This window comes from Kitasatospora sp. NPDC059146 (genome assembly GCF_042786665.1).
Taxonomy (GTDB): domain Bacteria; phylum Actinomycetota; class Actinomycetes; order Streptomycetales; family Streptomycetaceae; genus Kitasatospora.
Genome location: NZ_JBHZCY010000006.1, coordinates 89,145 through 107,079 on the forward strand (window position 1 = coordinate 89,145; position 17,935 = coordinate 107,079).

At 71.3% G+C, this 17,935-nt stretch carries 17 protein-coding genes and 1 pseudogene; 1 reads left to right on the forward strand and 17 read right to left on the reverse strand.

Translation table 11 applies throughout. The features are described 5' to 3' along the window. Positions 1 to 4: 4 nt before the first annotated feature. From ACFXPX_RS04140 to ACFXPX_RS04160, 5 genes and pseudogenes are all read right to left on the reverse strand, one after another. Positions 5 to 2,350, reverse strand: a complete 2,346-nt coding sequence (locus ACFXPX_RS04140; RefSeq protein ID WP_380639551.1) for an ATP-binding protein — start codon at positions 2,348 to 2,350, stop codon at positions 5 to 7. 284 nt (positions 2,351 to 2,634) lie between these two features. Next, the gene (locus ACFXPX_RS04145; protein ID WP_375892956.1) at positions 2,635 to 2,952 is read right to left on the reverse strand and encodes an STAS domain-containing protein; all 318 of its coding nucleotides are present in this window, start codon (positions 2,950 to 2,952) and stop codon (positions 2,635 to 2,637) included. A gap of 390 nt (positions 2,953 to 3,342) precedes the next feature. Beyond that, a complete protein-coding gene (locus ACFXPX_RS04150; RefSeq protein ID WP_380522000.1) occupies positions 3,343 to 4,212 on the reverse strand; it encodes a 3-hydroxyacyl-CoA dehydrogenase family protein in 870 nt (289 codons plus the stop codon). 178 nt (positions 4,213 to 4,390) lie between these two features. Next, positions 4,391 to 5,041 carry a response regulator gene (locus tag ACFXPX_RS04155; protein WP_375892959.1) on the reverse strand — a complete coding sequence of 217 codons (651 nt, stop codon included), beginning with the start codon at positions 5,039 to 5,041 and terminating at the stop codon, positions 4,391 to 4,393. Between the two features lie 451 nt (positions 5,042 to 5,492). Beyond that, positions 5,493 to 6,209: pseudogene (locus ACFXPX_RS04160) on the reverse strand (histidine kinase); the annotation flags it as partial. A 187-nt stretch (positions 6,210 to 6,396) separates the two neighbouring features. On the opposite strand from ACFXPX_RS04160, the gene ACFXPX_RS04165 reads away from it, so the two are divergent. Beyond that, the gene (locus ACFXPX_RS04165) at positions 6,397 to 7,002 is read left to right on the forward strand and encodes a hypothetical protein (protein ID WP_380522005.1); all 606 of its coding nucleotides are present in this window, start codon (positions 6,397 to 6,399) and stop codon (positions 7,000 to 7,002) included. Between the two features lie 8 nt (positions 7,003 to 7,010). On the opposite strand, the gene ACFXPX_RS04170 is transcribed toward ACFXPX_RS04165, so the two are convergent. The 12 genes from ACFXPX_RS04170 to ACFXPX_RS04225 form a co-directional block, all read right to left on the reverse strand. Beyond that, positions 7,011 to 7,583, reverse strand: coding sequence for a cob(I)yrinic acid a,c-diamide adenosyltransferase (locus ACFXPX_RS04170; RefSeq protein WP_360233640.1), 573 nt, complete (start codon positions 7,581 to 7,583; stop codon positions 7,011 to 7,013). Positions 7,584 to 7,605: 22 nt separating this feature from the next. Further along, entirely contained in the window at positions 7,606 to 8,106 is a 501-nt protein-coding gene (locus ACFXPX_RS04175; RefSeq protein WP_030057523.1) for a DUF2550 domain-containing protein, read from the reverse strand. A 150-nt stretch (positions 8,107 to 8,256) separates the two neighbouring features. Then, entirely contained in the window at positions 8,257 to 8,640 is a 384-nt protein-coding gene (locus tag ACFXPX_RS04180) for a F0F1 ATP synthase subunit epsilon (RefSeq protein WP_375892967.1), read from the reverse strand. 184 nt (positions 8,641 to 8,824) lie between these two features. Then, entirely contained in the window at positions 8,825 to 10,270 is a 1,446-nt protein-coding gene (gene atpD, locus ACFXPX_RS04185; RefSeq protein ID WP_375892969.1) for a F0F1 ATP synthase subunit beta, read from the reverse strand. Positions 10,271 to 10,272: 2 nt separating this feature from the next. Further along, entirely contained in the window at positions 10,273 to 11,187 is a 915-nt protein-coding gene (locus ACFXPX_RS04190) for a F0F1 ATP synthase subunit gamma (RefSeq protein ID WP_375892970.1), read from the reverse strand. 32 nt (positions 11,188 to 11,219) lie between these two features. Then, positions 11,220 to 12,794, reverse strand: a complete 1,575-nt coding sequence (gene atpA, locus ACFXPX_RS04195; protein WP_375892972.1) for a F0F1 ATP synthase subunit alpha — start codon at positions 12,792 to 12,794, stop codon at positions 11,220 to 11,222. 162 nt (positions 12,795 to 12,956) lie between these two features. Beyond that, complete coding sequence (locus tag ACFXPX_RS04200; protein ID WP_380522011.1) at positions 12,957 to 13,772, reverse strand: F0F1 ATP synthase subunit delta; 816 nt, start codon at positions 13,770 to 13,772, stop codon at positions 12,957 to 12,959. Beyond that, positions 13,769 to 14,329, reverse strand: a complete 561-nt coding sequence (locus ACFXPX_RS04205) for a F0F1 ATP synthase subunit B (RefSeq protein ID WP_375892975.1) — start codon at positions 14,327 to 14,329, stop codon at positions 13,769 to 13,771. Before ACFXPX_RS04205 ends, ACFXPX_RS04200 begins: the two co-directional genes overlap by 4 nt. A 37-nt stretch (positions 14,330 to 14,366) precedes the next feature. Beyond that, on the reverse strand, positions 14,367 to 14,600 hold the full coding sequence (gene atpE / locus ACFXPX_RS04210) for an ATP synthase F0 subunit C (RefSeq protein ID WP_350504378.1): 234 nt from the start codon (positions 14,598 to 14,600) through the stop codon (positions 14,367 to 14,369). Between the two features lie 84 nt (positions 14,601 to 14,684). Then, positions 14,685 to 15,497, reverse strand: coding sequence for a F0F1 ATP synthase subunit A (atpB, locus tag ACFXPX_RS04215; protein WP_375892976.1), 813 nt, complete (start codon positions 15,495 to 15,497; stop codon positions 14,685 to 14,687). A gap of 285 nt (positions 15,498 to 15,782) precedes the next feature. After that, positions 15,783 to 16,226: a hypothetical protein gene (locus ACFXPX_RS04220; protein ID WP_375892977.1), complete on the reverse strand. Its 444-nt coding sequence runs from the start codon at positions 16,224 to 16,226 to the stop codon at positions 15,783 to 15,785. 301 nt (positions 16,227 to 16,527) lie between these two features. Next, entirely contained in the window at positions 16,528 to 17,808 is a 1,281-nt protein-coding gene (locus ACFXPX_RS04225; RefSeq protein ID WP_375892979.1) for an MraY family glycosyltransferase, read from the reverse strand. Between the last annotated feature and the right edge of the window lie 127 nt (positions 17,809 to 17,935).

Below are 17,935 nucleotides of genomic sequence, written 5' to 3' on the forward strand. Positions count from 1 at the left end.
CCGGTCACGGGGACTTCGTCCCCGTCGGGGACGGGGTGGCCGGACCGGTCGGCACGGCCGGGGTCGTCGCGGGTGCGGTCGGCGTGGCCGAGCCGGTCGGCTGGCTCGGCGACGGCGAGTTGCCGCTCCCGCCACCGGTGCCGCCGCCGCTCTGACCACCGCCGCCGTTGCCCCCGCCGTTGCCGCCCCCGCCCGACCCGCCGGGCTTCTGCCCCGGCGGCTGCTCCGACGGCTGCGGCTGCCCCGGGCCGGGCTGCTGCGACTGCTGCGGGGCCGCCGACCCGGTGGCCCCCGGCGAGGCGCTCGACCGCTTCGACGGCGTGGCGCTCGGCGCGTGCGAGGCACTGCCGCTCGCCGAGGGCTCCGTACCGGCCGCCGTCCCCGCCGGGGCGACCGGCTCGGTGCCGCCCGCCCCGGCCGTGCCCGGGGAGGCGTCGGGGGACGGCGCCGGCACCGGCGCGTTGCCGGTGTCCCCGACCTGGTCCAGCTGAGCGTGCGGGTCCTTCCCCTGGTGCTCCTCGGGCCCGGCGAGGCTCATCGCCACCGCCGTGCCGAGCACCCCGAAGGTGAGCAGGGCCGCGGAGGCCACCACCACCTTGCGCCGCCGCCCGGCCCGGGCCCGGGCCTTGAGGCCGGCCGGCACCCGGGCGGCGATCTTCCGGATCACCGGTCCGCGGCCCGACGCCGCCGGGGTCGCGGCGGCCGGCAGCTGACGGCCGTCGGCGCGCAGCAGGTCGATCATCCGGCCCGCGGCGGCCACCCCGCGCGGCTCCCCCGCGGTGGCCCGCAGGGTCAGGGCGGTCTCCAGTTCGGCGATCGCCCGGGAGGGCTGCCGCAGGCAGATCGCGAGCACGCCCGCCTCGTGGTGGAACCAGGCCTGGTCGACCGTCGAACCGGTCCGCCGGGCCGCCTCCAGGCCGAGCTGGAGGACCCGCTCCCAGGCGCCCCAGCGCAGCGCCAGCGCCAGTGCGGGGGCGGCGGCCCGGGCCAGTCGGACGACCGCCTCGTGCCGCCCCGCCGTCCGGTCCGCGAGCAGCACGCCGATCAGCACCTCGGCCTCGGCGGCGATCTGCGCCAGCGACACCGAGCTGTGCCCGACCCACCAGGCGAAGTGCTGGGCGGCGCCGTCCACGCAGCCGCGGGCCGGCCAGTGCGGGGCGAGCAGGTCGAGCGCCCCGGCGGTCAGCCGGTGGTGCCCGCCGATGGACACCGCGAGCCCGGCGTCGGCGAGTTCGGCCAGCGCGCTCTCGCCCTGGCCGACGTCGATCAGCGCGGGCAGGTGCGGCGCGGTGGGGCACTCGCCGCCGAGCGCGACGGCCAGCCGCAGCACGGCCTGCGCGGCCTCGCCGAGCCCTTCGGCGAGCCGGACGGCGGGCGAGGCGGTCTCGGCGACCGAGGGCAGCGGCACGGTGCGCCGCAGCGCGTTCTCCCGGATCGCCGGGTCGGGGTCGTGGGCGGGCTCCTCGACCGCGCCGAAGACGTCCCGCCGGTCCTCCTCGGCGGCGACCAGCGCGTCCACCGAGACGTCCCGCTGGCGCAGCAGCGCGGCGGCCTGGACGAAGCGCAGCGGCAGGCCCTCGGACTCGAACCAGAGGTCGACCGCCCAGGCCTTCTCGGCCACGTCCAGCGGCCGCCCGGCGAGCCGGGCGGTGAGGGCCAGACAGGCGGGCCGGGAGAGGCCGGGGACGAGGTGGTCGCGCAGCCGGGAGTCGGCGGGCAGCACCGGGCCGCCGGGGGCGACCGAGATCAGGAAGGCGCAACCGGGGGCGGCGGCGAGCAGCTCCTCCAGGTCGTCCCCGGCGGGCTCGGCCTCGTCGATCACGACGACCGCGCCGACCCCGGCGAGGTGGGCGGCCAGTTGGCCCGGGTCGGGGCGGTAGCCGGGGGCGTGGTGGGTGGCCGCGAAGAGGTCCTGGAGCAGGTCGGCGGCGGTGCGGCGGTGGCCGCAGAGCTGGACGACGCCGCCGGGGGCGAGGTCGGCGGCGGCCGCGGCGACGGCCGACAGCAGGGTGCTGCGGCCCGAGCCGGCCTGGCCGACCAGGCGTATCGAGCGGCCCTCGGCGAGCAGGCCGAGGAGTTCGGCGATGTCGGCCTCGCGGTCGAGCAGCGGCAGGTCGGTGGGGCCGGCGCCGAGGGCGAGCGGGCCGACCGCCCGGCCGACGCCGCCGACCGGGCCGCGGGCGGGCTCGCTGCGTTCGATCCGGCGCGGGCGGGGCCGCCACTCCTCCGGACAGGGCCGGGCCTCGGAGCCGTCCGGGGCGCCGACGCCGACCAGCAGGCCGCCGGAGACCAGTTCGCCGCCGCGGGTGCGGGCGGCCTCCTGCCGGAACTCCCCGGATGGCTGTGCCACGTTCTGCTCCGCATCGTGTTCGGCCGCCGGCGCCCCGCGCCGGCCGGCACACGTCTCGGTCGCGGCCGCGGGCGGGCTGTGGGCAGCCGGCCCCGGGCGGCCGTCATCTGACGGGCAGACTCTCGCACATCCGGGCCCGGCCGTGCAGTGCGGTCCCGGTGCGGGGAAGGTGAAGGCCGGAGGCGCCGGTCGGGCCCGGCCCGGTCAGGAGGGCGGCCCGAGGGGCGCGCGAACGGGCGTGCGGCATGTTCCGCGAGCCGCTCCGTACGCCCCCGGAACGGGCGTCAGGAGGCCTGGACCTCGGGGATCCCGCCGTCGACGGCGAGGATGCGGTGCAACTTGGTGGCCACCAGCAGCCGCTGGAGCTGGGCGGGGACGGCCCGCAGCACGAGCCGGCGGCCGATCCGGCCGGCCCGCCGGTGGGTGCCCATGATCACGCCGAGGCCGGTGGCGTCCCAGAACTCCAGCCGGCCGAGGTCGAGCACGAGGTCGCCGAGGCCGCCGTCCACGGCCTGGTGCAGCCGGGCCCGCGCGTCGGCGGCGGTGCGCACGTCGAGGCGGCCTTCGATGGCCAGCGCCGTGTGGTCGCCGGTGATGCGCATGCTCTCCTCCTTCGCCTGGGTGGTCTGGTGCGGGGCGGGTCCGGCCCCGGCCGGGACGGACCGGGAGGCGGGACGGCCCCTGGATCGGAGTGGGAGGGCCCGGGCGGAACGCCTGCGACGGCTCGGCTCGCGCCCGGCCCCGGTCGGAGTGCCGGGTTCCCTCATCTGACGGTGGAGCAGCGCCGCAGGTTGCTGGTTTCCGCCCTGATCTGAAGCAACTTCACTCGTCCGAGGGAATATACGCAGGAACTCTCCACACCTACGCTCGATTACCGCCCAAATCACCCGTCTGCGGCACCGGGCGTGAGGAAACTCACCCAGCCCGGTACGGCGGGCCGTACGATGCCCCGATCGCACGGCCCACCAGGGCGTTCGCTCAGTCCCGCGGGCTCACTTGCCCTCGTACGGGTAGAAGCCGCGGCCGCTCTTGCGGCCGAGGTCACCGGCCGTGACCATGCGGGCCATGATCTCCGGGGCGGCGAACTTCTCGTCCTTGGTCTCGGTGTAGATGTTGTGGGCGGCGTGCAGCAGGATGTCGACGCCGGTCAGGTCGGCGGTCTGCAGCGGGCCCATCGCGTGGCCGAAGCCGAGGCGGCAGGCGGTGTCGATGTCCTCGGCGGTGGCGACGCCCGACTCGTACAGCTTGGCGGCCTCGACGACCAGCGCGGTGATCAGGCGGGTGGTGATGAAGCCCGCCACGTCGCGGTTGACCACCACGACGTCCTTGCCGACGCCCTCGGCGTACGCGCGGGCGGCGGCCAGCGTCTCGTCGCTGGTCTTGTAGCCGCGGACCAGCTCGACCAGCTTCATCATCGGGACGGGCGAGAAGAAGTGGACGCCGACGACCGACTCCGGCCGCCGGGTGACGGCGGCGATCCGGGTGATCGGGATGGCGGAGGTGTTGGAGGCGAGGACGGCGCCGTCCTTGGCGAGCTTGTCCAACTCGCGGAAGACGCCCTCCTTGACCTCCAGGTTCTCGAACACGGCCTCGACCACGATGTCGGCCTCGGCGACGGCGCCCAGGTCGGTGGTGGTGGTGATCCGGCCCAGCGCGGCCTCGGCGTCCTCGGCGCTCAACTTGCCCTTCGAGACGAACTTCTCGTACGAGGCGCGGATGCCGGCCAGGCCCCGCTGCAGCGCCTCCTCGGTCACGTCCCGCAGCACCACCGGGTGGCCGGCCTGCGCGGACACCTGGGCGATGCCGGCGCCCATCAGGCCGGCACCGATCACGGCGATCTGCTTGCTGGACGCATTGCTCATGGCTGGGTCTCCCGACGCCGTCGCCGCCCTGCGGGCGGGCCCTGAAGGCGGCTCAGGGCAGGGGTCGCCGCCAAGGAGCCGCATTGCTCTGGCGGGGACTCTAATGCCCAGATCGCCCGTGCCATAGCAATCGGGAGTGTGATCTGCAACCGACCTGGTCACCCGACCAGGATGGTCGTCAGATGGTCAGACCGAGGTCCTGGGCGAGGATCGCCGCCTGCACCCGGCTGCGCAGCCCCAGCTTCGCCAGGATCCGGCTGACGTGGGTCTTGGTGGTCGCCTCCGCCATCTCCAGCCGGAGCGCGATCTCCCCGTTGGACATCCCCGCCCCGAGACAGGCCAGCACCTCCCGCTCACGCGCGGTCAGGCCCGTCACCGCCGTCCGGGCCTCCGGTCCGACCGGCCGCCCGGGGCGGGCGAAGGTGCCGATCAGCCGCCTGGTCACCGAGGGCGCCAGCATGCCGTCCCCGCGCGCCACCGTGCGGATCCCCTCGACCAGGGTGTCCGCCTCCAGGTCCTTGAGCAGGAAGCCCGCCGCGCCGGCCCGCAGCGCGCCGTAGACGTACTCGTCCAGGTCGAAGGTGGTCAGCACCAGCACCTGGGCCGCGCCGGCGTCCACCACCTGGCGGGTCGCCGAGACGCCGTCCAGCCGGGGCATCTGCACGTCCATCAGCACCACGTCGGGGCGCAGCTCCAGGGCCAGCCGGACGGCCTCCTGCCCGTCGGCGGCCTGCCCGACCACCTCGAACCCGGGCTCGGCCCGCAGGATCATCACCAGCGCCGCCCGCACCGCCGCCTGGTCCTCGGCCACCAGTACCCGGATCGTCATGCCCGCCCCCGCTCTCCCGGCCGCGCGGCAGCTCCGCACGCACCCTCCAGTACCCGTCCCGCGGCCCGGCCTCGAAGCTGCCGCCGAGCAGCGCGGCCCGCTCCGACATCCCCACCAGCCCGGCCCGGGCGCCGGGCAGTTCGCGGCCCGGCCCGCCGCGGTACGGGCTGTCGACCGCGATCCGCAGCGCGTCCGGGCCGAACTCCAGCCGCAGTGCGACCAGTCCGGGCCCGGCGTGCTTGAGCGCGTTGGTCAGCGACTCCTGCACGATCCGGTAGGCGGCCAGCCCGACCGGCACCGGGAGGTCGCCGCGCTCGCCGCTCTCGGTCAGCTCGAAGTCCAGTCCGACGTCCTGCCCGGCGGCCCGGGCCCCCTCCAGCAGGGCGTCCACGGCGGCGAGGTCGGGGGCCGCGTACGACTCGTCGGCCTCTCCCCCGCCGCTGTCCCGGAGCAGCCCGATCATGCGGCGCATTTCGGCCAATCCCTGGACGCTGTTCTCCCGGATCACCGCCAGCACCTCGACCAGCGGATCGCCCTCCGGCAACCGCCGCCGCCGGGCGGCCGACTGGGCGCCGGTGGCGTGGATCGCGATCGCCGACAGGTGGTTGGCCACCACGTCGTGCAACTCCCGCGCCATCCGGGCGCGTTCGGCGACGACCGCCTCGCGCCGGTCCATCTCCGAGAGCAGCGCGGTCTGTTCGGCCCGCAGCCGCTCGTTCTCCGCCTGCTCCCGGTGCTTGCGCACCAGGTCCCCGGTCCACACCGGCGCCAGGAACACCAGCGAGCCGACCACCACGACCAGCAGCCCGGCCGAGGTCCCGGCGACGTACCAGACCAGGCTGGAGAGCACCAGCACGGTCGCGCCGCCGGTCAGGTGCAGCACCCGCGACATCCGGCCGGTGCCGTAGAGCACCGCCGCGTACAGCAGGTCGGTGTACATGATCGTGGTCGCCAGCAGGCTGCCGGCGACCAGGCTTCCCGCGAAGGCCAGCCCGCCCAGCGACACCGCCAGCACCGGCCGGGTCCGCCGGACCAGTTCCAGCCCCGCCATCACCAGCAGCGGGGCCGTGACGGCCCACAGCGGCAGCCGGTCCGCCCGGTCGTAGACCTTGAAGGCGATCAGCACCGCGCCGCCGAGCAGCCCGCTCAGGGCGATCAGCCGGTCCATCCGGCGCGGGGCGAGGGAGGGTACGAGCACGCCCCCATCTCACCATCCCCGGCGGCCCGCCCGGCTCCGGTGCGCGGAGGAGGCCGCTACATCGAAAGGTGCAGGCCCGGACGGCACCGGGCGACGACGACAACAGCGCGCCCGCGCACGAGGCTGGGGACACCGTCGGAACGACCGGGAGCAGAAAGTGATCGTCACCCTCATCGTCGCGGCCGAGATCTCCTGGTGGATCGTGCTCGGCCTCGCCCTCTCCGCCCGCTACCTGCTGCGGATGCGCCGCACCAGCACCGTGCTGCTGATCGGCCTGCCGGTGGTGGACCTCGCCCTGTACGCCCTCACCGTGCTGAACCTGCGCGGCGGCGCGCAGGCGGGCTGGACGCACGCCCTGGCCGCGAGCTACGCCGGCTTCTCGGTCGGCTACGGCCCCTCGCTGGTCGCCTGGGCCGACCGGCACTTCCTGCACCGCTTCGCCGGCGGCCCCGCGCCGCTGCCCTCGCCCACGTACGGCCCGGAGCGGACGGCGCACGAGTGGCGGATCGCCCGCCGGACGGTCGTCTCCGCCGTGATCACCCTGGCCCTGATCAGCCTGCTCGTCCCGCTGTCGGCCGGATCCGCCCACTTCGGCACCTTCGCCCAGTGGTACTGGAAGCTGGGCATCGCGGCCGTGGTCAACGTGGTCGTGGCCGGCTGCTTCTCGCTCTGGCCCAAGGAGGCGCCGGCGGGCGTCACCGTGGTGGACGGCCGGGTGGTCGAGCGGCCCGCCCCGGAGAAGGCGTCCCAGGACGCCTCCTAGGGCAGGCCCTAGCGGTTCTCCCCCGGCACCCAGAGCACGTCGCCGCGCTCCTTGTTGGCCACCCGGGCCAGGATGAACAGCAGGTCGGACAGCCGGTTGAGGTACTTCGCGGTCAGCGGGTTGACGGAGTCCCCGTACGCGTCGATCGCCGCCCAGGTCGAGCGCTCGGCCCGCCGCACGACCGTGCAGGCCAGGTGCAGGTGGGCGGCGCCGGGGGTGCCGCCGGGGAGGATGAAGCTGCGCAGCTTCTCCACCTGCTCCAGGTAGTGGTCGCAGTCCCCCTCCAGCCGGTCGACGTAGGACTGCAGCACCCGCAGCGGCGGGTACTTCGGGTCCTCGACCACGGGCGTGGAGAGGTCGGCGCCGACGTCGAACAGGTCGTTCTGGACCCGGACGAGCACGGCCGCGACGTCCTCGGGCAGTGCGCCGACCGCGAGGGCCACCCCGATCGCCGCGTTCGCCTCGTTGGCGTCGGCGTACGCCATCAGCCGCGGGTCGGTCTTGGTGGTCCGGCTCATGTCGCCGAGCGCGGTGCTGCCGTCGTCCCCGGTACGGGTGTAGATGCGCGTCAGATTGACCATGCGGCCAGCCTAGCCGGGCACGTTAGGCGACGTTAACCCTTTGCCCGGGGGGAGCCGCCTCCAGCCAGGCCAGGAAGCCGGTGAGCGCGTCCTCGCTCATCGCCAGCTCCAGCGGCGCCCCGTTGTGCAGGCAGCGCAGCACCACCGAGCCGGAGAGCAGCGCCAGCTCCTCCTGGCCCTCCGGGTAGCGCCGGCCGAGGACCTCGATCTCCCGGCGGGGCAGGACCTTGCGCGGGCGGGGGGCGTACGAGAAGACCCGGAACCACTCGATCGAGTCGCCGCTGTATCGGCCGATACCAAAAACCCACCCCTTGCCGTCGGTCGGTGGGACCGGGGCGGAGGTGGGCTTGCCGTTCTCGTCGAGGTCGGGCTGCGTCGAGGCGTCGGCGGGCATTTTGAGCCGGTAACTGCAGTCGAACGTGCCGCCGACCCGCTGGATCAGGCGGCGGCGTACGGCGAAGGCCATCAGGCCGATCACTCCCAGCGCCACGACCGCCGCACACACCACAAGCGCGAGGACCATGCTCACCTACCTCCTCGCTACCCGCGTTCCCCGTTTCACGGCCGTCCCGGACGGCCGCGCTGACCTACCAACTACGACGACAGTCCCGGGGTCACGCTCGCGCGTCCCCGGGACCGTCGGTCGACCCCGCCAAGTCGGGGTCCGGCACACTCAGGCGTGGGCCTTGAGGCCGCGCGCCGCGAACAGCCGGACCTCGGCGCGACGCTCGGCGTGCGCGTCCAGGTCGGACTTGGCCTCCTCCAGCGCGCGCTCGGCACGCGCGACATCGATCTCGTCCGCCAGCTCGGCGATCTCCGCGAGCAGAGACAGCTTGTTGTCGGCGAAGGAGATGAAGCCGCCGTGCACCGCGGCGATGACGGTGCCGCCGTCCACCGTGCGGATGGTGACCGGACCGGTCTCCAGCACGCTCAGCACCGGGGTGTGGCCCGGCATGATGCCGGTGTCACCGGAGGCCGTACGGGCGACGACGATGGTGGCCGCACCGGACCACACCTTGCGGTCGGCTGCGACCAGCTCGACGTGCAGCTCAGCCAACGTGGGCTCCTAGGCTCATGCAACCCCCGATTACTCGGGAGTTTCGGTAAGAATAACGGCCCCGCGCCTCCGGCATGAAACCGGCGGCACGGATTTGACCGGAATCACAGCCGATGTGCCGTGAGGGGTGGTCCCCAGGCTCGGGGGCCACCCCTCACGGTCACTCAGCTGCTACCGGCCGCGATTACTTCTTCGCCAGCTCGGCGGCGTTCTTCTCGAGGTCCTCGATGCCACCGCACATGAAGAAGGCCTGCTCCGGAACGGAGTCGTACTTGCCGTCGGCGATCGAGTTGAAGGCCTCGATGGTCTCCGACAGCGGCACGGTCGAACCCTCGACACCGGTGAACTGCTTCGCCACGTAGGTGTTCTGCGAGAGGAAGCGCTCGATGCGACGGGCACGGTGGACCGTGATCTTGTCCTCTTCGGACAGCTCGTCCATACCGAGGATGGCGATGATGTCCTGGAGGTCCTTGTACTTCTGCAGGATCCCCTTGATACGGACGGCCGTCTCGTAGTGGGTCGCCGTGATGTACCGCGGGTCGAGGATGCGGGACGTGGAGTCCAGCGGGTCGACGGCCGGGTAGATGCCCTTCTCCGAGATCGGGCGCGACAGAACGGTCGTCGCGTCCAGGTGGGCGAAGGTGGTGGCCGGGGCCGGGTCGGTCAGGTCGTCCGCGGGGACGTAGATCGCCTGCATCGAGGTGATCGAGTGACCGCGGGTCGAGGTGATGCGCTCCTGGAGGAGGCCCATCTCGTCGGCCAGGTTCGGCTGGTAGCCCACCGCGGAGGGCATGCGGCCGAGCAGGGTCGACACCTCGGAACCGGCCTGGGTGAACCGGAAGATGTTGTCGATGAAGAGGAGCACGTCCTGCTTCTCGACGTCACGGAAGTACTCCGCCATGGTCAGCGCGGAGAGCGCGACGCGCAGACGGGTGCCCGGCGGCTCGTCCATCTGGCCGAAGACCAGCGCGGTCTTGTCCAGGACGCCCGAGTCGACCATCTCGTCGATGAGGTCGTTGCCCTCACGGGTGCGCTCGCCGACGCCGGCGAACACCGACACACCACCGAAGTTCTCGGCGACGCGGTAGATCATCTCCTGGATCAGAACGGTCTTGCCGACACCGGCACCACCGAACAGACCGATCTTGCCACCCGTGACGTACGGGGTGAGCAGGTCGATGACCTTGATGCCGGTCTCGAACATCTCGGTCTTGGACTCGAGGTCCTTGAACTCGGGGGCCTTGCGGTGGATCGGCCAGCGGACCTCGACCTGCTTGTCGAACTCCGCCTTGTCGACGTTCAGCACGTCACCGAGGGCGTTGAACACCTTGCCCTTGGTGATCTGGCCGACCGGCACCGAGATGGCGGAGCCGGTGTCGGTGACCTGCGAACCGCGGACCAGGCCGTCGGTCGGCTGCATCGAGATGCCGCGGATCAGGCCGTCGCCGAGGTGCTGGGCGACCTCGAGGGTGAGGGTCTTCTTGCCCGAGCCGTCGGGGTTGTCCACCTCGACGTGCAGGGCGTTGAACATGTCCGGAATCGCGTCGACGGGGAACTCCACGTCGACGACCGGGCCGATGACCCGCGCGACGCGGCCCGTCGCCGTGGTCGGCTCAACAGTGGTGGTCATACTCATTCGCTCCCGCGGCTAGCGTCGGCGAGGGCGTTGGCGCCGCCGACGATCTCGCTGATTTCCTGGGTGATCTCGGCCTGACGGGCCGAGTTGGCAAGCCGCGTGAGCGACTTGATGAGCTCGCCGGCATTGTCCGTCGCGCTCTTCATCGCGCGGCGGCGGGCGGCGTGCTCGGAAGCGGCCGACTGCAGCAGCGCGTTGTAGATCCGGCTCTCGACGTACCGCGGCAGCAGCGCGTCGAGCACGCCCTCCGCCGACGGTTCGAAGTCGTACAGCGGGAAGATCTCCGACTTGGCCGGCGTCTGGTCGCTGAGCTGGACCTCGTCCAGCTTCAGCGGCAGCAGCCGCGCCGCGACCGCGTCCTGCGTCAGCATGGACACGAACTCGGTCGAGACCACGTGGAGTTCGTCCACGCCGCCGGTCTCGGCCGTGAAGGCCTCGATCAGCTCGGCCGCCACCGTCTTCGCGTCGCCGTAGGTCGGCTTGTCCGAGAAGCCCGTCCACGAGTTCCCCACCGCCAGGTTGCGGAAGGTGTAGTACGACAGACCCTTCCGACCGACGATGTAGGTCACGACGTCCTTGCCCTCGCCGCGCAGGCGCTCGGAGAGCGTCAGCGAGGCCTTGATGGCGTTGGACGAGTAACCGCCGGCCAGGCCGCGGTCCGCCGTGATCAGCAGGACCGCCGCGCGGGTGGCGTTCGGGTTCTCGGTGGTGAGCGGGTGCTTGGCGTTGGACCGGGTGGCCACCGCCGTCACCGCCCGGGTGAGCTCATCGGCGTACGGAGCGGAGGCCGCCACCGCGCGCTGCGCCTTGCCGATGCGCGCCGCGGAGATCATCTCCATCGCCTTGGTGATCTTCTTCGTCGCGGTGACAGAGCGGATCCGGCGCTTGTAGACCCGAAGCTGTGCTCCCATGGGTCGTTACGTCCTTTCCCTCGCTACCGGACTCAGGCCTGCTCGGAGAGCAGCTTGCCGTCGGCGGTCTGGTACCCCTGCTTGAACGACTCGATCGCGCCGGTCAGGGCGTCGACGGTGCCGTCGGCCAGCAGGCCGGTCTCGACGATGCCGGCGAGCAGGTCCTTGTGCTGCAGGCGGACGAAGTCGAGGAACTCGCGCTCGAAGCGGCGAATCTCCGCGACCGGGACGTCGTCCAGCTTGCCGGTGGTGCCGGCCCAGATGGAGACGACCTGCTCCTCGACCGGGAACGGCTGGTACTGGCCCTGCTTGAGCAGCTCGACCATGCGCGCACCGCGCTCCAGCTGGGCCTTGGAGGCCGCGTCCAGGTCGGAGCCGAAGCCGGCGAAGGCCTCCAGCTCACGGTACTGGGCGAGGTCCAGGCGCAGACGGCCGGCGACCGAGCGCATGGCCTTGATCTGGGCGGAGCCACCGACGCGGGAGACCGAGATGCCGACGTTCACGGCCGGGCGGATGCCGGCGTTGAACAGGTCGGACTCCAGGAAGCACTGGCCGTCGGTGATGGAGATGACGTTGGTCGGGATGTACGCCGAGACGTCGTTGGCCTTGGTCTCGATGATCGGCAGACCGGTCATCGAGCCGCCGCCGAGGGCGTCGTTCAGCTTCGCGCAGCGCTCCAGCAGGCGGGAGTGCAGGTAGAAGACGTCACCCGGGTAGGCCTCGCGCCCCGGCGGGCGGCGCAGCAGCAGGGAGACGGAACGGTAGGCCTCGGCCTGCTTCGACAGGTCGTCGAAGATGATCAGGACGTGCTTGCCGTCGTACATCCACTCCTGGCCGATGGCCGAACCGGTGTACGGCGCCAGGTACTTGAAGCCGGCCGGGTCGGACGCGGGAGCGGCCACGATGGTGGTGTACTCCAGCGCGCCGGCCTCCTCCAGGGCGCCGCGGACGGACGCGATGGTGGAGCCCTTCTGGCCCACGGCGACGTAGATGCAGCGGACCTGCTTCTCCGGGTCGCCCGAGCGCCAGTTGTCGCGCTGGTTGATGATCGTGTCGACGGCCACCGCGGTCTTGCCGGTCTGGCGGTCACCGATGATCAGCTGACGCTGGCCACGGCCGATCGGGGTCATCGCGTCGATGGCCTTGATACCGGTCTGCAGCGGCTGCTTGACCGACTTGCGGGCCATGACGCCGGGGGCCTGCAGCTCAAGGGCGCGACGGCCGCTGGCGGCGATCTCGCCGAGGCCGTCGATCGGGTTGCCCAGCGGGTCCACGACGCGGCCGAGGTAGCCGTCGCCGACCGGAACCGAGAGGACCTCGCCGGTGCGGCGCACGGTCTGGCCCTCTTCGATACCGCCGAACTCACCGAGGACGACGACACCGATCTCGCGGGTGTCGAGGTTCAGCGCGAGGCCGAGCGTGCCGTCCTCGAACTTCAGCAGCTCGTTCGCCATGACCGAGGGCAGGCCCTCGACATGCGCGATGCCGTCCGCCGCGTCAGTGACCGTGCCGACCTCTTCCACAGAAGCGGCGTCCGGCTGGTACGACTGGACAAAGTCGGCCAGCGCGTCCCGGATCTCCTCCGGACGGATCGTAAGCTCCGCCATCAGGCTTCCCTGCTCTCCTAGTTTGCGATCCTCGGCCCGCCGTTGAGGGCCGGCCGCAAGTACTCGACTCTCGGCCGGGTCGTATGAACCGGCCGTACGTTTTGCCGACTCCTTGGGGAGCCGGTTTCCCGACCGAGGGTCGGATGGGCTGCTCGGTCCTGCTCAGCCTTCGAGCGACTGGCGAGCGCCTTCGAGGCGGCTCGACACGGTGCCGTCGATGATCTCGTCGCCGATCTGCACCCGGACACCACCGACGACCTCGGGGTCGACGTCGATGTTCAGGTGGACCTGGCGGCCGTACATCCGGCCCAGAGCACCGCTGAGACGCTCCTTCTGGGTGTCCGACAGCGGCACCGCGCTGGTGACCAGGGCCACCATGCGGCCGCGGCGCGCGGAGGCGAGCTTCGAGTAGGACTCGAGGCCCTGCTCCAGGCTACGACCACGCGGCGCGTTGACGAGGGCGGTGACCAGCCGCACGGTGCCCGCGTTGGCGCGGCCGCCGAGCAGCTTGTTGATCAGCGCGGTCTTCGCGACGGCGCCGGCCTTCGGCTCGGTGAGCGCGGCGCGCAGCTCGTGCGAGCCGCTCACCACCCGGCCGAAGCGGAACAGCTCGTCCTCGACGTCGTCCAGGGTGCCGGCCTTGTCCGCGGCGATGACCTCGGCGTAGGCGGCGAGCTCCTCGGTCGCGTCCACCAGGTCACGCGCACCCGACCAGCGGGACCGGACCAGGCCGGAGACCAGGTCGACGGTCTCGCCCGAGACCTGACCGGTCAGCAGCGAGGTGACCAGCTGGGCCTTGTCCTGACCCGACCGGGACGGGTCGGTCAGGACGCGGCGCAGCGACACCTCGCGGTCCAGCACGACCGTGACGGCGGCGAGCTCCTCGGCCAGCTTGGCCGCGTCCACCGAGGTGGAGTCGGTCAGGCTGTCCAGGTTCTTCCGGCCGGCGGCGAGCGCCTCGCGGCTGGCGCCGATCACTTGGCCGCGCCCTGAGCCACGGTGGCCTTGGCCTCGAGCTCGTTCAGGAAGCGGTCGATCACGCCGCTCTGCCGGGCGTTGTCCTCGAGGGACTCGCCGACGATGCGGGAAGCCAGCTGGGTGGCCAGCGAACCCACGTCCTGACGCAGGGCGGCAGTCGCCTGCTTCTTGTCGGCCTCGATCTGGGCGTGGCCGGCGGCGACGATGGCCTCGCGCTGACGCTGGCCCTCCTCGCGCATCTCGGTGAGCTGGGCGGCGCCCTGCTCGCGAGCCTGCTCGACGATGCGGGCGGCCTCGTGGCGCGCCTCGGCGAGCTCGGCGCGGTACTGCTCAAGCAGGGCCTGGGCCTCGGCCTGAGCGGCCTCGGCACGCTCCATGCCGCCTTCGATGGCGTCCCGACGCTCCGACAGCACCTTCTCGATGCTGGGGAGGAGCTTCTTGCCGAGCAGACCGAAGACGATGAAGAAGCAGAGCAGGCCGATGATGACCTCGGGCCACGCGGGAAGCAGGGGGTTCATCTTCTCCCCCTCCTCCGCGAGGTTAGCCACGAAACTCATATCTGGACCTTCCTCGAAAGGGTCTAACGGCGGGGAATTACTTGCCGGCGCCGAAGACGAACGGCATGACGATGCCGATGAGGGCGAGCGCCTCGGTCAGCGCGAAGCCGATGAACATGTTGGAGCGGATCAGGCCGGCAGCCTCGGGCTGACGGGCCATGGCCTGGACACCGTTACCGAAGATGAGACCAACACCGATGCCGGGGCCGATCGCGGCGAGGCCGTAACCGATCGAGGCGACGGAACCGTAGACCTCAGCGAGGTTCTGCATTTCAGCTTGTCCTTTGCGGGGTGGTGGACCGGTGGTGGTTGGCCACCGGGCGTTCGGGAGGGGAAGCAGCCGGGGCTGCGAGGCTCAGTGCGCTTCTTCCAGGGCACCGGCGATGTAGCTGCTGGCCAGCATCACGAAGATGTAGGCCTGCAGGAACTGCACCAGCAGCTCGAAGGCGGTGAGGCCGACGGCGACCACGAAGGAGGCCGAGCCGTACAGCGCGCCCAGGGTCGGGCTGAGCAGGTACCAGGAGGCGACGGAGAACATCACGACCAGCAGGTGGCCCGCGAACATGTTCGCGAAGGCTCGGACCGCCAGGGTGAAGGGGCGCACGAAGATGTTCGAGAAGAACTCGATCGGGACCAGGATGAACATGACCCAGCCGGGGATGCCCGACGGCCAGCAGAGGTTCTTCAGACCGCCGACGAAGCCGTGCTTCTTGAAGGTCAGCGTCATGTAGGTGATCCACACGACCGCGGCCAGGCCCGCGGGGAAGGCGATCGACGCCGTCACCGGGAACTGCGCGAACGGGATGATCGACATGATGTTCATCAACCAGACGAAGAAGAACATCGAGACCAGCATCGGAACGTACTTCTCGCCGTTCTTGCCGATCGTCTCCATCACGATGGAGCGCTTGACGAAGTCGTAACCGATCTCGCCGACCAGCTGCAGCTTGCCGGGGACCAGTCGCGGCTTGGCGAAGGCGGCCCAGAAGAACACGACGACCAGCAGCGCGACGATGATCGACAGCAGCATCGGCTTGTTGAAGTCGATGCCGCCGACCGAGAAGATCGGCTTGAACTGGAACTCGTTCAGACCCGGGGCCGGGAAGCCGCAGCCAGCGTCCCCGAAGTGGCAACTGCCTGAGGCGAGGGACGTGAGTTCAGCACTCACCACGGACTCCTTCGTCGTGACGCATGGTTACGGCAACCTCGGTGTGTCGGCGTGGCCTGCGACCACGGAGCGGCACTGGAACTTGATGGGTATCTCGCCGACCCCGCACGACGGCGCGCTGCGCTGCTGCGGGATCATCGAAGACTGCGCGGGTCCGGGGGGCGATCAGTCCGCGATCCGGACAGACCAGGCCTCTTCCCGTACTCCGTTGTTGCGACGGACGATAGCAGCCCGTCAGTGCGGCATAAACACCGCCCCCCTCGTTGGGGGGACAGTCGGGCCTCGTCACTGTTGACGACCCTTGTCGGAGGGCTTGTCACCCTTGCTTTCCGAGGCGTGAGGGTCGACGTAGAACATCTTGGCCTTGAGTGCGCCGCGCACCTGGAAGCCGGTGAAGATCAGCACGCAGCCGATCAGCGTGAACGCGAAGGTCTGCCGGTTGAAGAGGTCGGTGTCCTTGAAGACCGCCAGGACGATGCCGACCAGCAGGATCTGGGTGGTGTACACCAGCAGCGCCGCGGCCATCATGATCTGCGGGTTCGACCTGGTCAGCCGGTCGAGCGCGATCTGGCCGGAGCTGAAGAAGGCCAGGACGAGCAGGGCGCCGAAGAGGGCGCCGAGCAGGCCCTTCCCACCGGCGACGGCGAAGGAGATCGCCATGGCGATGATCCCGGCGACCGCAGTGGGAATCGCGGCGCCTCGGAGGACCCGGGCGTCGGGGGACGGCATGTCGGCAGCTCCGGCGGCATGTCGATGTGGCGGGGGACGGGCACAGATGGTGGCGGGGTGACACCGGACCGAGTGGCCGCCGCCGGACCGCCCGCGGTGAGCGGCGGATCCGTCGAAGGAGACCGACCAGGGACGGAAGTCCTCCACCTGTCAGGTCTTTCGGCGCGTTCTCGGTACTCGTGAACGGTATCACAAACTATTTGATGAGAGCTTTACCATGAATGTGTGGCTCCTGTCACACCGATGGCGCAACGAATCCGCCGTACGGGTGAGCCCATTTGACGGATCGTCAACTTCGGTGTCACCGGCGGCCGGTGGCCTTGTGGTGGTCGGCGGACGCGGAGGACCCGTGGCCCGCTTCACCCAGAAGTTGCTTGTCCTTCGCCGACAGTTCGGCCATCGGGGCGGACGACGAGCGCCGCCGGTACCGCGGCGGGACGAAGGACTGCACCGCCCGGGGCGCCCGCGGCCGGAACCGCGGCGTCAGCAGGACCACCAGGCCGACCAGGCAGAGCCCGGCGAGGGTCAGCACCACCGTGCGGCCGGTCTTGGTCACCGAGAAGGCGACCGTGCCGAAGGCGATCAGCGCGGCCCAGAAGTACATGATCAGCACGGCCCGGCTGTGCGAGTGCCCGACCTGGAGCAGCCGGTGGTGCAGGTGGCGCTTGTCGGCGGCGAACGGGGACTGGCCGGCCCAGGTGCGGCGCACCACCGCGAGCAGCAGGTCGGCCAGCGGCAGCGCGATGACCGTCAGCGGCAGCAGCAGCGGGATGTAGATCGGCACCAGGGTGTGCACGGTGGCGGTCTGCGAACCGGTCTCGCTGTTGATCAGGTCCGGGTCGACCCGGCCGGTGATCGAGATCGCGGCGACGGCCAGCATCAGGCCGAGCATCATCGAGCCGGAGTCGCCCATGAAGATCCGCGCGGGGTGCATGTTGTGCGCCAGGAAGCCCAGGCACATGCCGATCAGCAGCACGCTGAACAGCACGGCGGGGGCAGCGTCGGAGATCGTGTAGCCGTACCAGAGCCGGTAGCTGTACAGGAAGAAGGCCATCGCGGCGATGCAGACCATGCCGCCCGCCAGGCCGTCCAGCCCGTCGATGAAGTTCACCGCGTTGACCATGACGACGACCAGGGTGACCGAGATGACCATGCCCTGGGTCGGGCTCACCGCGACCGAACCGACGCCGGGCACCGGGAGGCTGATCACCGTGACGCCCTGCCAGACCATCACGCCGGCGGCGATCATCTGGCCGCCCAGCTTGACCAGGGCGTCCACGCCCCACTTGTCGTCCAGCACCCCCAGCAGGAACATGATCCCGGCGCCGGACAGCAGCGCGCGGATGTCACTGCCCCCGTTGAACACCTTGCTCAGGTTGTCCAGCTGGGAGGCGACCAGGATGCCCGCGCACAGTCCGCCGAACATCGCGATGCCGCCGAGCCGCGGAGTGGGCTCGCGGTGCACGTCGCGGGCGCGGACCGGGGGCATCGCGCCCGCCGCGATGGCGAACTTCCGGACCGGACCGGTCAACAGGTAGGTGACGGCGGCGGTGCAGAACAGCACCAGCAGATACTCACGCACCACTGGCCTCCTGCATCACTGTCGAACGGGGAGGTACCGAAGGTACTCCCCTGCCTTCCCGGGGTTCGAGGTGCGTCGCCACGGCACACACCTTATTGAGTCGGACGCCCGGGACGTGCATCGCGGT

Coding starts and splice junctions, on each gene's coding strand:
- ACFXPX_RS04145 (WP_375892956.1), bottom strand. CDS start 2,952: ATGCGCATCACCGGCGACCACACGGCGCTGGCCATCGAAGGCCGCCTC.
- ACFXPX_RS04150 (WP_380522000.1), bottom strand. CDS start 4,212: ATGAGCAATGCGTCCAGCAAGCAGATCGCCGTGATCGGTGCCGGCCTG.
- ACFXPX_RS04155 (WP_375892959.1), bottom strand. CDS start 5,041: ATGACGATCCGGGTACTGGTGGCCGAGGACCAGGCGGCGGTGCGGGCG.
- ACFXPX_RS04170 (WP_360233640.1), bottom strand. CDS start 7,583: ATGGTCAATCTGACGCGCATCTACACCCGTACCGGGGACGACGGCAGC.
- ACFXPX_RS04175 (WP_030057523.1), bottom strand. CDS start 8,106: ATGGTCCTCGCGCTTGTGGTGTGTGCGGCGGTCGTGGCGCTGGGAGTG.
- atpD (WP_375892969.1), bottom strand. CDS start 10,270: ATGACCACCACTGTTGAGCCGACCACGGCGACGGGCCGCGTCGCGCGG.
- ACFXPX_RS04190 (WP_375892970.1), bottom strand. CDS start 11,187: ATGGGAGCACAGCTTCGGGTCTACAAGCGCCGGATCCGCTCTGTCACC.
- atpA (WP_375892972.1), bottom strand. CDS start 12,794: ATGGCGGAGCTTACGATCCGTCCGGAGGAGATCCGGGACGCGCTGGCC.
- ACFXPX_RS04205 (WP_375892975.1), bottom strand. CDS start 14,329: ATGAGTTTCGTGGCTAACCTCGCGGAGGAGGGGGAGAAGATGAACCCC.
- atpE (WP_350504378.1), bottom strand. CDS start 14,600: ATGCAGAACCTCGCTGAGGTCTACGGTTCCGTCGCCTCGATCGGTTAC.
- ACFXPX_RS04220 (WP_375892977.1), bottom strand. CDS start 16,226: ATGCCGTCCCCCGACGCCCGGGTCCTCCGAGGCGCCGCGATTCCCACT.